This is a genomic window from Streptococcus mitis (assembly GCF_003942765.1).
GTDB classification, from domain to species: Bacteria; Bacillota; Bacilli; order Lactobacillales; family Streptococcaceae; genus Streptococcus; species Streptococcus mitis_BE.
In genome coordinates, this window is record NZ_RJNW01000002.1 from 80,662 (window position 1) to 94,646 (window position 13,985).

Sequence of the window (13,985 nt, forward strand, 5' to 3'; positions counted from 1 at the left end):
TTAAGCATCGTGATTTATTGTTTTGTGACCGATTTTTCGAACATTCAAGAATTTATCTATAGTGAATTCTAGGATTACATACTATAAAAATCTCTAGATAAAGGGAACTGCACCGATAAAGTGAGACATAAGATAAGGCTCTATAATATTTATAGTGGAAAAATCCTCTATAGGTAGTATGGAGCCTACTTTATTGTAGCCCCATATAATTTATACTGAAAAGCATTCAAGCTATCATTAGAAAGAATCATATGGAACAAATTAATGTTACTGGAACGTAGTGAAAATAGACGGGTAAACAATTGAAAAACTAGTCTATAAAGTGGTATAATAGCAGAAAAATAAATTAGTAAGAAATTGATTTTATTTTAGCGGAAAATTACAGAAATGAATGGTTTTTCTTGATGAAACAGAGAAAAGAATTGTACATATTTCTTGGTCGGACAGCCTTGTATTTTCTTATCTTTCTAGGGCTGCTTTACTTTTTTAGCTATCTTGGTCAGGGTCAAGGAAGCTTTATCTATAATGAATTTTAACTTGAAGGAGAATCCTTATTATGTCAAATAAAGCAATCGTAGATATGATTGAAACCATTGAGCATTTTGCTCAGACACAGCCTAGCTATCCTGTTTACAATGTTTTGGGGCAGGAACACACTTATGGAGATTTGAAGGCTGATTCGGATAGTTTAGCTGCAGCCATCGACCAACTGGATTTACCAGAGAAGTCTCCTGTGGTTGTTTTTGGTGGCCAAGAATATGAAATGTTGGCAACTTTTGTAGCTCTGACTAAGTCAGGACATGCCTACATTCCCATTGACAGCCATTCAGCCTTGGAGCGAGTTTCGGCTATTTTAGAAGTAGCAGAGCCAAGCTTGATTATTGCTATCTCAGACTTTCCATTGGAGCAGGTTTCTACGCCAATGATGACTCTAGCTCAGGTTCAAGAAGCCTTTGCTCAAGGGACTAGTTATGAGATTACGCATCCAGTCAAGGGTGATGATAACTACTACATTATCTTTACTTCTGGTACAACTGGTAAGCCTAAGGGAGTACAGATTTCCCATGATAACCTCCTCAGTTTTACCAACTGGATGATTACGGATAAGGAATTTGCGACGCCAAGTCGTCCGCAAATGCTGGCTCAGCCACCTTATTCTTTTGACCTGTCCGTCATGTACTGGGCGCCGACCTTGGCACTGGGAGGTACGCTTTTTGCCCTTCCTTCAGCTATTACTCAGGACTTTAAGCAACTCTTTGCGACCATTTTTTCATTGCCAATCGCTATCTGGACTTCAACGCCTTCTTTTGCGGATATGGCTATGTTGTCAGAAGACTTTAATAGCGAGAAAATGCCTGGCATCACGCATTTCTACTTTGATGGCGAAGAATTGACGGTTAAAACGGCTCAAAAACTACGCGAACGTTTCCCAAATGCCCGTATTATCAATGCTTACGGCCCAACAGAAGCGACAGTGGCCCTGTCAGCAGTTGCCGTGACAGATGAGATGCTAGCGAATCTCAAACGTCTACCAATTGGCTATACCAAGGCTGATTCTCCAACCTTTATCATTGACGAGGAAGGAAATAAACTGCCAAATGGTGAACAGGGAGAAATCATTGTTTCAGGACCGGCCGTCTCAAAAGGTTATATGAATAATCCTGAAAAAACAGCAGAAGCCTTCTTTGAGTTTGAAGGTCTGCCAGCCTATCACACAGGTGATGTGGGAACCATGACAGATGAAGGCTTGCTTCTCTACGGCGGACGCATGGACTTCCAGATTAAGTTCAACGGTTACCGCATTGAGTTAGAAGATGTCTCTCAAAACCTCAATAAGTCTCGCTTTATCGAGTCTGCTGTTGCAGTACCGCGCTATAATAAAGACCACAAGGTGCAAAATCTTCTAGCCTATGTCATCTTAAAAGATGGTGTTCGTGAGCAGTTTGAGCGTGATATCGATATTACCAAGGCCATTAAGGAAGACTTGACAGATATTATGATGTCTTATATGATGCCGTCCAAATTCCTTTATCGAGACAGTTTGCCACTGACTCCAAATGGAAAAATTGATATCAAAGGATTGATTAATGAGGTAAATAGGAGATGATGGAGTTTTTTAAACAGCTTCCTCATTTAGAGCCATACGGCAATCCTCAGTATTTTGTCTATGTGATTGCTGCAACCTTGCCCATCTTTATCGGCCTCTTTTTCAAGAAACGCTTTGCCTGGTACGAGGTATTGGTTAGTCTCTTCTTTATCGTTACCATGCTGGTAGGTGGGAAGACTAATCAATTGGCTGCCTTGGGCATTTATCTGTGCTGGGAAATATTGCTCTTGCTTTTCTATAAGCACTATCGAAAAAGTAAGGATGGTAAGTGGGTTTTCTACCTAGTTAGTTTTCTGTCCCTACTGCCGATTATCTTTGTCAAGGTGCAGCCAGCTATCAATGGAACGCAGTCTTTGCTTGGATTTTTGGGAATTTCTTACCTGACCTTTCGTTCGGTTGGGATTATCATCGAGCTGAGAGATGGAGTGATTAAGGATTTTAGCCTCTGGGAATTCCTCCGCTTCCTACTCTTCATGCCGACTTTTTCAAGCGGGCCAATCGATCGCTTTAAGCGGTTTAATGAAAATTATCAGACCATTCCTGAGCGAGATGAGTTGATGGATATGCTGGAAGAGGCTGTCAAGTATATCATGCTTGGTTTTCTATATAAGTTTATCATAGCTCATATTTTAGGAGAGACCTTACTCCCTCCTCTGAAGAATCTAGCCCTACAGTCAGGTGGCTTTTTTAACCACTATGCCTTGGCAGTTATGTATACCTTTGGTCTAGAACTTTTCTTTGACTTTGCAGGCTACTCTATGTTTGCCTTGGCAATCTCAAACTTAATGGGGATTCATAGTCCAATTAACTTCAACAAGCCTTTTTTATCTAGGGATTTAAAAGAGTTTTGGAATCGCTGGCACATGAGTCTGTCTTTCTGGTTCCGTGACTTTGTCTTTATGCGAATGGTCATGGTGTTGACCAGAAAGAAGGTCTTTAAGAATCGCAATGTAACCTCAAGTGTGGCCTATATTGTAAATATGCTGATTATGGGATTTTGGCATGGTGTAACTTGGTATTACATCGCCTATGGCCTCTTTCATGGATTAGGCTTGGTAATCAATGATGCTTGGATTCGTAAGAAAAAAACGCTCAATAAGGAACGGAAAAAAGCAGGGAAAGCTGCTCTACCTGAGAATCGCTGGATTCAGTTGCTTGGCATGGTTATCACCTTCCATGTCGTCATGCTGTCATTCTTAATCTTTTCTGGATTTTTGAATGATTTATGGTTTAAAAAATAAAAGGAAATAAAATATGGATATCAAATCAGAAGTTATTGAAATTATTGATGAGTTGTTTATGGAAGATGTTTCTGACATGATGGATGAAGATCTTTTTGATGCAGGTGTCTTGGATAGTATGGGAACGGTTGAGTTGATTGTGGAGATTGAAAACCGTTTTGATATTCGTGTCCCTGTTACAGAGTTTGGTCGCGACGACTGGAATACAGCCAATAAAATCATAGCTGGTATTGTGGAGCTACAAAATGCTTAAACGCTTATGGTTAATCTTTGGGCCTATCTTCATAGCTGGATTTTTGGTTCTTCTACTCATCTTTTTTTATCCAAGTACAACAAGCCATAATCTGACGGAGGAGAAATATTCGGCGGCTTCTGTTAGTGTAGAGAGTTTTAAAGAGAGAAGCCAAAAAGTAAGGGCTCTTACAGATCCAAATATGCGTTTTATTCCTTTTCTAGGGTCCAGTGAATGGATTCGATTTGATAGTGTCCATCCAGCTGTTTTAGCCGAGAAATACCATCGTCCCTATCGTCCTTACTTTTTAGGTCAAGCAGGAGCAGCCTCTCTAAATCAATATTTTGGCCTACAGCAAATTTTGCCAGAAATAGAGGATAAGCAGGCAGTATTTGTAATTTCGCCTCAGTGGTTTACGGAGGCTGATTATGAACCCGCAGCGTTTCAGAGATTTTTTAACAGTGACCAATTGACAGCTTTTCTGGAAAATCAATCTGGTGACACTGCTGCAAAGCATGCGGCTATTCGATTGTTAAAGCAGAATCCTAATGTTGCATTAAAAGGCATTGTTCAAAAACTGTCAAAGGGTGAAGAATTATCAGAGGTTGATCAGGTTGCTATTAATATTTTTGCCCGATTCAATGAGAGACAGGCTTCTCTATTTGGTCAGTTCTCCATTAGAGGAAAACTCAAATATAAGGAACATGTGGAAAATTATTTAAAAGATCTTCCAGATCAATTTTCTTACCAAGAGTTAGAAAAAATTGCTCGAAAGGATGCAGAAGCCAATACGACCAATAATGATATGGGGATGGAAAATCATTTCTATACGAGAGAGGTTAAGAAGGATTTGAAAAAATGGGAAGGGTATCAAAAGAATTACAGTTTCCTAAAATCATCTGAATATAATGATTTACAGTTGGTTCTCAATCAATTTGCAAAATCGAAAGTTAATGTCCTCTTTGTCATCCAGCCTGTCAATAAGAAATGGATGGACTACACAGGGCTCAGAGAAGATATGTACCAGCATGCAGTGGAGAAAATTCGTTACCAATTAGAAAGTCAAGGTTTCACTAATATTGCTGACTTTTCAAAAAATGGAGGGGATCCTTATTTTGTTAAGGATACCATTCACCTAGGTTGGTTGGGTTGGCTTGCTTTTGATAAGGCAGTTGATCCTTTCCTATCCAATCCCACGCCAGCTCCGACTTACCATCTGAATGAACGCTTTTTCAGCAAAGATTGGGCGACTTATGATGGAGATGTTAAGACATTCAAATAGATAATAATATATAGAAGAGTTCAAGAATGAAACTGGTTTTCACGTTTTTTCTTGACTCTTTTTTTGGTTGTGATATAATTAACCAGTAAATAATTTTTCAAAGAATAGTATTTTTCTCTTAAAAAAGAGAAGTCCAAAAGGAAAGGAGTCAGATATGAGACAGCTAGCTAAGGATATCGATGCTTTTTTGAACGAGGTGATTTTGCAGGCGGAAAATCAGCATGAAATCCTAATAGGTCATTGTACTAGCGAGGTAGCTCTGACCAATACCCAGGAGCATATCCTCATGCTCTTGTCGGAGGAATCTTTAACCAATTCAGAGTTGGCTCGTCGCCTCAATGTCAGTCAGGCGGCGGTTACCAAGGCCATTAAATCTCTGGTTAAGGAAGGGATGTTAGAAACATCTAAAGATCCTAAGGATGCGCGTGTGATTTTTTACCAGTTGACTGATTTGGCTCGTCCAATCGCTGAGGAGCACCATCATCACCATGAGCATACACTTTTAACTTATGAACAAGTGGCGACTCAGTTTACTCCAAATGAACAAAAAGTGATTCAGCGGTTTTTGACTGCTTTAGTAGGAGAAATCAAATAATGAGATACATTACGGTAGAGGATTTATCCTTCTATTATGATAAGGAGCCCGTTCTTGAACATATCAATTATAGTGTTGATAGTGGGGAATTTGTTACCTTGACAGGGGAAAATGGGGCAGCTAAGACGACACTGATTAAGGCCAGTCTTGGAATCCTTCAGCCACGCATTGGCAAGGTGACCATTTCAAAGACAAATACGCAGGGTAAGAAATTGAGAATAGCCTACCTTCCTCAACAAATAGCCAGTTTTAATGCTGGTTTTCCAAGTACGGTGTATGAATTTGTTAAATCTGGTCGTTATCCGCGAAAAGGCTGGTTCCGTCGTTTGAATGCTCATGATGAGGAGCATATCAAGGCTAGTTTGGACTCAGTTGGCATGTGGGAACACCGAGACAAACGCTTGGGTTCTTTATCTGGAGGACAAAAGCAGCGAGCAGTGATTGCGCGTATGTTTGCTTCGGATCCAGATGTGTTTATCCTAGATGAGCCGACAACGGGGATGGATGCAGGAAGTAAAAATGAATTTTACGAACTCATGCACCACAGCGCCCATCATCATGGCAAGGCTGTTTTGATGATTACCCATGACCCTGAAGAAGTTAAGGACTATGCGGACCGCAATATTCATCTAGTCCGTAACCAAGATTCGCCATGGCGTTGTTTCAACGTTCATGAGAATGATCAGGAGGTGGGCCATGCTTAGTTTGTTATCTTATGACTTTATGCAACGTGCCTTTCTGGCCGTTATTGCCATGAGTCTTTTCTCGCCAGTTCTTGGAACCTTCCTTATCTTGCGTCGTCAGAGTTTGATGAGTGATACCCTTAGCCACGTCTCGCTTTCAGGTGTAGCCTTTGGGCTGGTTCTGGGGATTTCGCCAACTATTTCCACTATTGCTATTGTCTTGATTGCGGCGGTCTTTCTGGAGTATCTCCGTACGGTTTACAAGAGCTTTATGGAAATCGGGACAGCTATCCTCATGTCAACAGGTCTGGCAGTTTCTCTGATTGTCATGAGCAAGGGCAAAAGCTCGAGTTCAATGAGTTTGGACCAGTATCTTTTTGGTTCAATCGTGACGATCAGCGAAGAGCAGGTTATTTCCCTCTTTGTCATTGCGGCGGTTGTTTTGATTTTGACCTTCCTCTTCCTTCGTCCTATGTATATCTTGACCTTTGATGAGGATACGGCCTTTGTGGATGGCTTGCCAGTTCGTACCATGTCTATTCTGTTTAACATGGTGACAGGGGTGGCCATTGCCCTTATGATTCCTGCTGCGGGAGCTCTTCTGGTATCGACTATCATGGTCTTACCAGCTAGTATTGCCCTTCGTCTGGGGAAAAACTTTAAATCGGTTATGTTGCTTGCCAGTGCTATTGGATTTTTGGGAATGGTAGCAGGACTTTACATTTCCTACTATGCAGAAACACCTGCAAGTGCAAGTATTACCATTATTTTTGTAACTGTCTTTTTACTCATCAGTTTAGTAAGACGTTTTATCAAATAGGAGACTAACGTGAAAAAAATTAGCTTATTGCTAGCCAGTCTATGTGCTCTGTTTTTAGTGGCTTGTTCCAATCAAAAGCAGGCAGATGGCAAACTAAATATCGTGACAACCTTTTACCCTGTCTATGAATTTACCAAGCAAGTCGCAGGAGATACGGCTAATGTAGAACTCCTCATCGGTGCTGGTACAGAACCCCATGAATATGAACCGTCTGCCAAGGCAGTTGCCAAAATCCAAGATGCAGATACCTTCGTTTATGAAAATGAAAACATGGAAACATGGGTCCCTAAATTGCTAGATACCTTGGATAAGAAAAAGGTCAAAACCATCAAGGCGACAGGCGATATGTTGCTCTTACCAGGTAGCGAGGAAGAAGAGGGAGACCATGACCATGGAGAAGAAGGTCATCACCATGAGTTCGATCCCCATGTTTGGTTATCACCAGTTCGTGCCATTAAACTAGTAGAGCACATCCGTGATAGCTTGTCAGCAGATTATCCTGATAAAAAAGAGACCTTTGAGAAGAATGCTGCTGCCTATGTTGAAAAATTGCAAGCCTTGGATAAGGCTTATGCAGAAGGCTTGTCTCAAGCCAAACAAAAGAGCTTTGTAACGCAACACGCAGCTTTTAACTACCTTGCCTTGGACTATGGACTCAAACAAGTCGCAATTTCAGGCCTCTCTCCAGATGCAGAGCCATCAGCTGCTCGCTTGGCGGAATTGACAGAGTACGTTAAGAAAAATAAAATTGCCTATATCTACTTTGAAGAAAATGCTTCACAAGCCCTTGCTAACACACTTTCAAAAGAAGCAGGTGTCAAAACAGATGTCCTCAATCCTTTAGAAAGCCTGACAGAAGAGGATACCAAGGCTGGAGAAAACTACATTTCCGTGATGGAGAAAAACCTCAAGGCTCTAAAACAAACAACAGACCAAGAAGGCCCAGCAATCGAGCCTGAAAAGGCAGAGGATACCAAGACAGTTCAAAATGGTTATTTTGAAGATACAGCTGTCAAGGACCGCACCTTGAGTGACTATGCAGGTAATTGGCAGTCAGTTTATCCTTTCCTTGAAGATGGAACTTTGGATCAGGTCTTTGACTATAAGGCTAAGTTGACTGGTAAGATGACTCAGGCTGAGTACAAGGCCTACTATACAAAAGGCTATCAGACAGATGTAACTAAGATTAATATCACTGATAACACTATGGAATTTGTTCAAGGTGGACAAAGTAAGAAATATACTTACAAGTATGTTGGTAAGAAAATATTGACTTATAAGAAAGGCAATCGTGGCGTGCGCTTCCTCTTTGAAGCGACAGATGCGGATGCTGGACAATTCAAGTATGTTCAGTTTAGCGACCACAATATTGCCCCAGTGAAGGCAGAACATTTCCATATCTTCTTTGGAGGCACAAGCCAAGAAGCCCTCTTTGAAGAAATGGATAACTGGCCAACCTACTACCCAGATAACCTATCTGGCCAAGAAATCGCCCAAGAAATGTTGGCGCATTGATGAGAAACCGACTAGTTCATAGGAGCTAGTCGGTTTTTTGATACTAGATGGCTAACTTCATGATAGATCTTTCAGATACATAAGACGCTTTAAAAAAATAAATAAAACTCTTGAAATATCGGGGCTTGTATGTTAGAATGATTTTAACGGACAAGGTTCATTAGAACACCAAAGCCCCTAACTATGCCAGTAGTTAAGGGCTTTTTTGACGTATCTTAGAGATTTAAGGGGTGTTGATAGGCTAGTCACTCGGTCTACTTCTTACCATCTAGCCATTTGCAGACGAAATACAAGATAATTCCTGCTATGACGTCCGCTATAATAGTAAGAACGAGCTCTGGGGCAAGGTTCATTAGTTTCACCTCCTCTCACGAACCGTAAGGAACGTAATCGGTAACCGATGACAAAAATAGTATACCCCATTAAATTTGGATCATCAGCCTCACTTAATGCTTGAATTATTGGAGTGCGGTTCACTTCAATGATGTTTTTTGTGAGTCTTTTAAAGGGATTAACCGTTACTTGTTTCGTTTCTTTGTCCACGACTTGTAAAGTTTAGATAGTATGTTGATAATCAACGGAGTTAGAAAGAACTAGCATGGTAGACCTAATTCTTTACCAGTTGGTTTAGCAAGAAATCAGACGACAATGTGACAATTCACCTCTAATTATTGACATTTCAGGAAAAATCGCAGTAAAAACTGCACAGCCTTCTTTAAATGTGCTATAATACAGGAAAAATAATGATGGAGGTCACGATAATGGCAACATTTTTGATGATTTTTGTGGTGGTTTGTGTGCTCCTATTGGTGATAGTCACACTGAGTACAGTTTATGTAGTTCGTCAGCAGTCGGTGGCGATTATTGAACGCTTTGGGAAATACCAAAAGGTTGCCAATAGCGGTATTCATATTCGCTTGCCTTTTGGGATTGACTCGATTGCAGCGCGGATTCAGTTGCGCTTGTTGCAAAGTGATATTGTGGTTGAGACTAAGACCAAGGATAATGTGTTCGTTATGATGAATGTGGCGACTCAGTACCGTGTCAATGAGCAGAGCGTGACAGATGCCTACTATAAACTCATGCGTCCAGAATCTCAGATTAAATCTTATATCGAAGATGCTCTTCGCTCTTCTGTTCCCAAATTAACCTTAGATGAATTGTTTGAGAAAAAAGATGAGATTGCCCTCGAAGTTCAACACCAAGTGGCGGAAGAAATGACTACTTACGGTTATATTATTGTGAAAACCTTGATTACTAAGGTCGAACCAGATGCAGAAGTCAAGCAATCCATGAATGAAATCAATGCGGCGCAACGTAAGCGGGTCGCAGCGCAAGAATTGGCGGAAGCCGATAAGATTAAAATCGTCACTGCAGCTGAAGCCGAAGCAGAAAAAGACCGCCTCCATGGTGTGGGGATTGCCCAACAACGTAAGGCGATTGTGGATGGATTGGCAGAGTCTATCACAGAACTCAAGGAAGCCAATGTTGGTATGACAGAAGAGCAAATCATGTCTATCCTCTTGACCAACCAGTATTTGGATACCTTGAATACCTTTGCCTCTAAAGGAAATCAGACTATCTTTTTACCAAATACGCCAAATGGTGTGGATGATATCCGTACACAAATCTTGTCAGCCCTTCGCGCTGAGAAGAAATAATAGACTAAAGAGCCTGGAGTCAGGCTCTTTTTAGTGTTCGTGAGAGATAAGTCTTAGCTATTCATAAAAGTTACTAACAGGTTGTGGATAAGTGTGGATAACTTCTGATTATTTTAGTGATAATTCTTATTTGTGTGACCAATTTAGTAACTTTTGAGGATTATAAAGTAGTTTTAATTGCTGAAACTCAAGAGTTAAGCACAGTTTGGGATAGTTATTCACAGATTGTGGATAATCTTGGGGATTGCAGATTTTTTATTATTTAGCGATGACTTGGTAGCCAGCTGAGGGTAAAGGTTAGCTGTTCAGCTTTTAGGAGGTCTTGGTGTTGAATAGTTGATACGAGTGTTTTGTCTAGTAGGCATTCTTCTACAAAGTTGAAATGGCTATGGTTTTGTTTAGTATGGATATCTAGCCATTTATCTTCTTTGGCAAGATAGACTCGGAGATGGTCAAAGAGAGGGATTCCGAGATCATAGTTTGGTTTGCCTGGACAGGTCGGATAAAATCCGAGAGCTGACCAGATGTACCAGGCTGAGAGACTGCCATTGTCTTCATCGCCAGGATAGGCTTCCCAACTTGGGTGAAAGGCCTTCTGACGGAGCGTCTTGATGAGAAGGGCAGTGTAGTAAGGGTAGTTGCTGTAACGGAATAGATAAGGAATGTGGAAGCTAGGTTGGTTGGAAATGGCGAGTTGCCCAAAAGGAGCAGTAGCCATTTCGCTCATTTCGTGAATCTCGTAACCATAGCCTGTTGTTTCAAAGAGGGGAGCCTCCTGACAGACTTTCAAAAGATAGTTGCTAAAGGTTTCTTTTCCACCCATAAGTTGGATTAAGCCTGGGATGTCGTGGATGACGCCTAAAGTTGCTTGGATGGCAGAGCATTCGGCATAGTCGCGTCCCCAACTATAAGGAGAGAAATCGGTACGGAAGTTGCCTTGACTATCACGCGCTCGCATGTAACCTGTCTCAGCGTCAAATAGATGTCGGTAATTGTGTGAAGTAGTCTTATAAGTCTCAGCAATCTCTATTTGCCCTAGCTTTTCAGCACAGCGAGCGATACAAAAATCGCTATAGGCATAGTCTAGGGTGTGGCTGACGCTTTCGTGGTGGTCGGTAGAGAGGTAGCCTAGTGCTTGGTATTGGGCTAGTCCGTGACGACCATTGATGCCGAGAGGGTCGGTCTTGCTGGCTGTTTCAAGCATGGCTTGGAGGAGTTCTTCTTCCAAGTCGGGAGCCATGTCCTTGCAGGCGCTATCGGCGATAATACCGTCTAAAAGTGTACCTGGCATCATACCCCGTTCATCTGGAGCCATCCATTTTGGAAGAAATCCAGTATCGCGGTAGCTATTGAGGAAACCTTCTAAAAAGCGGTGGTAGTGTTCCGGTATGATAAGGGCAAAGAGGGGGAAGGTGGTGCGGAAGGTATCCCAGAAACCATTGTTGCTGAAGAGGACACCGAGTTTGACAGTACCAGTAGCCAGATCCATGTGGATGGCTTGCCCTGATTCATCAACCTCATAAAAAGTCTGTGGGAAGAGGAAGAGTCTGTAAAGGCAGTGATCAAAGAAGGTTCGGTCAGCTTCTCCTGTCTCTATAATGTCAAAACGATGGAGGAGATTTTCCCAATCTTTTTGTGCACTTGCTTTACAGCTATCAAAATCTTTTTGAGGTAGATTAAGCAGTGCTTGAGAAGGCGAGATGAAAGAAGTCGCTAGCTGAATCTCGGTTTGACTATCTGCTAAGTCAATTCGCCAGTCTCCGTCTTCTTGATTGACAGCAAGAATATCCGTATTCATTTGCAGGGTAGTGAAGAGTATCAGTGGATTTTTGTTGGTCTCAGTTTTTCCTTCTTGTCGCAGGGCAAGATTTCTCTTATCTACTTGCTCCACGGTCAGTTGATCTGCTGCGTGAAGATAGAGGGAGAGGGTTTTTCCTTGTTTTTGTTCCAAACGAATAGAAGCACCGTAGCAAGTCGGTGTGAGCTGGGTTTCAATCTGATAGCGCAGGGAGAAAATTTTTAGATAATGGGGTTGGAAAGAGGCCCTATCCATATCATAGGAAGACTGACGATGGAAGAGGCTGTCTCCGCCTAGCTGACCTGTGACAGGTGTCAGAAGGAGCCAAGAGTAGTCGCCAATCCAAGGACTGGGCTGATGGGTTAAGCGAATCCCCTGAAAGATAGGCAGATATGGATCGAAAAACCAAGATCCATCCTGGTCACTGGTCTGGGGTACAAAGTAATTCATCCCAAAAGGAATGCCTGTGTATGGCAGGGTATTTCCCCGAGAAAAGGCATGCTTGCTGGCAGTTCCAAAGCGGGTATCGATGGTTTCAAGTAGTGGTTTCATAGTCTTTCCTTTAGCTGTTTTTCTACATTATATCAGAAAAAGAGGGCCTTTAGAAAAGGAGTTTCAAAGATAACTATTTTGTAGAAAAATGACTATCATTTGTGTATGTATTTTCTGTCTCAAAAGCTATATACTGAAAATGAAACTTGTTTGAAAGAGGATACTGCACGATGATTTATTCAAAAGAAATTGTTAGAGAATGGCTAGATGAAGTGGCAGAACGTGCTAAGGACCATCCAGAGTGGGTGGATGTTTTCGAGCGTTGCTACACAGACACCTTGGACAATACGGTTGCAATCCTAGAAGATGGTTCAACTTTTGTCTTGACTGGGGATATTCCTGCCATGTGGCTTCGAGATTCGACAGCCCAACTCAGACCCTACCTGCATGTGGCTAAAAGAGATGCCCTCCTGCGTCAGACCATTGCAGGTTTGGTCAAGCGTCAGATGACCTTGGTACTCAAGGATCCTTATACCAATTCTTTCAACATTGAGGAGAACTGGAAGGGGCACCACGAGACTGACCACACAGACCTTAACGGCTGGATTTGGGAGCGCAAGTATGAGGTGGACTCGCTTTGCTATCCTTTGCAGTTGGCTTATCTCCTCTGGAAAGAGACTGGCGAGACTAGTCAATTTGATGAAACTTTTGTCACAGCGACCAAGGAAATTCTTCATCTGTGGACGGTGGAACAAGATCACAAGAACTCTCCTTATCGTTTTGTCCGAGATACGGACCGTAAGGAAGATACCTTGGTAAATGATGGCTCTGGACCTGATTTTGCAGTGACAGGCATGACCTGGTCAGCTTTTCGTCCGAGCGATGACTGCTGTCAGTATAGTTACTTGATTCCGTCAAATATGTTTGCAGTTGTTGTTTTGGGGTATGTTCAAGAAATCTTTGCAGAACTAGACCTAGCTGATAGCGAGAGTGTTATTGATGATGCTAAGCGTCTCAAAGCGGAGATCCAAGAAGGTATCGAAAACTACGCCTACACAAGCAACAGCAAGGGCGAAAAGATTTATGCCTTTGAAGTGGATGGTCTAGGAAATGCCAGCATCATGGATGATCCAAACGTACCAAGTCTGCTGGCTGCACCTTATCTGGGTTACTGTTCGGTCGATGATGAAGTGTATCAAGCAACTCGTCGTACCATTCTGAGCCCTGAAAATCCATACTTCTACCAAGGAGAATACGCTAGCGGTCTCGGAAGTTCTCATACCTTCTATCGCTATATCTGGCCAATCGCTCTGTCTATCCAAGGTTTGACAACAAGAGATAAGGAAGAGAAGAAATTCTTGCTGGATCAGCTGGTTGCCTGCGATGGTGGTACAGGTGTTATGCATGAAAGCTTCCACGTAGATGACCCAACTCTTTATTCTCGTGAATGGTTCTCTTGGGCTAACATGATGTTCTGTGAATTGGTCTTGGATTACTTGGATATCCGCTAAGGAACACGCTTTAGCGCAACTGATTCTTGGAAAGAATCACAAATTTAC

Annotated in this window: 12 protein-coding genes; 11 read left to right on the plus strand and 1 reads right to left on the minus strand. The window is 42.0% G+C overall.

Annotated elements, in window-relative coordinates; genetic code table 11:
• Positions 1-404 precede the first annotated feature (404 nt).
• The 10 genes from D8849_RS04195 to D8849_RS04240 all read left to right on the plus strand — a co-directional run bounded on the left by D8849_RS04195 (position 405) and on the right by D8849_RS04240 (position 10,136).
• Positions 405-536 (plus strand): teichoic acid D-Ala incorporation-associated protein DltX, encoded by a 132-nt coding sequence (locus tag D8849_RS04195; RefSeq protein ID WP_033682482.1) that lies wholly within the window; start codon positions 405-407, stop codon positions 534-536.
• Positions 537-556: 20 nt separating this feature from the next.
• A complete protein-coding gene (gene dltA, locus D8849_RS04200) occupies positions 557-2,107 on the plus strand; it encodes a D-alanine--poly(phosphoribitol) ligase subunit DltA (protein ID WP_049487532.1) in 1,551 nt (516 codons plus the stop codon).
• The gene (dltB, locus tag D8849_RS04205) at positions 2,104-3,348 is read left to right on the plus strand and encodes a D-alanyl-lipoteichoic acid biosynthesis protein DltB (RefSeq protein ID WP_049552659.1); all 1,245 of its coding nucleotides are present in this window, start codon (positions 2,104-2,106) and stop codon (positions 3,346-3,348) included. Before dltA ends, dltB begins: the two co-directional genes overlap by 4 nt.
• A gap of 13 nt (positions 3,349-3,361) precedes the next feature.
• Positions 3,362-3,601: a D-alanine--poly(phosphoribitol) ligase subunit DltC gene (dltC, locus tag D8849_RS04210; protein ID WP_000351967.1), complete on the plus strand. Its 240-nt coding sequence runs from the start codon at positions 3,362-3,364 to the stop codon at positions 3,599-3,601.
• The gene (dltD, locus tag D8849_RS04215; protein ID WP_049491172.1) at positions 3,594-4,862 is read left to right on the plus strand and encodes a D-alanyl-lipoteichoic acid biosynthesis protein DltD; all 1,269 of its coding nucleotides are present in this window, start codon (positions 3,594-3,596) and stop codon (positions 4,860-4,862) included. The genes dltC and dltD overlap by 8 nt, the downstream gene beginning before the upstream one ends.
• A gap of 154 nt (positions 4,863-5,016) precedes the next feature.
• Positions 5,017-5,457 carry a zinc-dependent transcriptional regulator AdcR gene (gene adcR / locus D8849_RS04220; RefSeq protein WP_001249308.1) on the plus strand — a complete coding sequence of 147 codons (441 nt, stop codon included), beginning with the start codon at positions 5,017-5,019 and terminating at the stop codon, positions 5,455-5,457.
• Complete coding sequence (locus D8849_RS04225; RefSeq protein WP_001269496.1) at positions 5,457-6,161, plus strand: metal ABC transporter ATP-binding protein; 705 nt, start codon at positions 5,457-5,459, stop codon at positions 6,159-6,161. The genes adcR and D8849_RS04225 overlap by 1 nt, the downstream gene beginning before the upstream one ends.
• Positions 6,154-6,960: a metal ABC transporter permease gene (locus tag D8849_RS04230; RefSeq protein ID WP_000950030.1), complete on the plus strand. Its 807-nt coding sequence runs from the start codon at positions 6,154-6,156 to the stop codon at positions 6,958-6,960. Before D8849_RS04225 ends, D8849_RS04230 begins: the two co-directional genes overlap by 8 nt.
• Before the next feature lie 9 nt (positions 6,961-6,969).
• Complete coding sequence (adcA, locus tag D8849_RS04235; RefSeq protein ID WP_125386296.1) at positions 6,970-8,475, plus strand: zinc ABC transporter substrate-binding lipoprotein AdcA; 1,506 nt, start codon at positions 6,970-6,972, stop codon at positions 8,473-8,475.
• A 776-nt stretch (positions 8,476-9,251) separates the two neighbouring features.
• Positions 9,252-10,136 (plus strand): SPFH domain-containing protein, encoded by an 885-nt coding sequence (locus D8849_RS04240; protein ID WP_004235732.1) that lies wholly within the window; start codon positions 9,252-9,254, stop codon positions 10,134-10,136.
• A 262-nt stretch (positions 10,137-10,398) separates the two neighbouring features.
• Here the strand turns inward: D8849_RS04240 and D8849_RS04245 are convergent, their stop codons facing one another.
• On the minus strand, positions 10,399-12,486 hold the full coding sequence (locus D8849_RS04245; protein ID WP_125386297.1) for a GH92 family glycosyl hydrolase: 2,088 nt from the start codon (positions 12,484-12,486) through the stop codon (positions 10,399-10,401).
• A 170-nt stretch (positions 12,487-12,656) separates the two neighbouring features.
• Between D8849_RS04245 and D8849_RS04250 the strand changes: the two genes are divergently transcribed.
• Positions 12,657-13,937, plus strand: coding sequence for a glycoside hydrolase family 125 protein (locus D8849_RS04250; RefSeq protein ID WP_125386298.1), 1,281 nt, complete (start codon positions 12,657-12,659; stop codon positions 13,935-13,937).
• The last annotated feature ends 48 nt before the right edge of the window (positions 13,938-13,985 follow it).

What these genes read in the sequence shown, in the direction of transcription:
- D8849_RS04195 (WP_033682482.1), top strand. Translation starts at nt 405, where the DNA reads ATGAAACAGAGAAAAGAATTGTACATATTTCTTGGTCGGACAGCCTTG.
- dltA (WP_049487532.1), top strand. Translation starts at nt 557, where the DNA reads ATGTCAAATAAAGCAATCGTAGATATGATTGAAACCATTGAGCATTTT.
- dltB (WP_049552659.1), top strand. Translation starts at nt 2,104, where the DNA reads ATGATGGAGTTTTTTAAACAGCTTCCTCATTTAGAGCCATACGGCAAT.
- dltC (WP_000351967.1), top strand. Translation starts at nt 3,362, where the DNA reads ATGGATATCAAATCAGAAGTTATTGAAATTATTGATGAGTTGTTTATG.
- dltD (WP_049491172.1), top strand. Translation starts at nt 3,594, where the DNA reads ATGCTTAAACGCTTATGGTTAATCTTTGGGCCTATCTTCATAGCTGGA.
- adcR (WP_001249308.1), top strand. Translation starts at nt 5,017, where the DNA reads ATGAGACAGCTAGCTAAGGATATCGATGCTTTTTTGAACGAGGTGATT.
- D8849_RS04225 (WP_001269496.1), top strand. Translation starts at nt 5,457, where the DNA reads ATGAGATACATTACGGTAGAGGATTTATCCTTCTATTATGATAAGGAG.
- D8849_RS04230 (WP_000950030.1), top strand. Translation starts at nt 6,154, where the DNA reads ATGCTTAGTTTGTTATCTTATGACTTTATGCAACGTGCCTTTCTGGCC.
- D8849_RS04240 (WP_004235732.1), top strand. Translation starts at nt 9,252, where the DNA reads ATGATTTTTGTGGTGGTTTGTGTGCTCCTATTGGTGATAGTCACACTG.
- D8849_RS04245 (WP_125386297.1), bottom strand. Translation starts at nt 12,486, where the DNA reads ATGAAACCACTACTTGAAACCATCGATACCCGCTTTGGAACTGCCAGC.
- D8849_RS04250 (WP_125386298.1), top strand. Translation starts at nt 12,657, where the DNA reads ATGATTTATTCAAAAGAAATTGTTAGAGAATGGCTAGATGAAGTGGCA.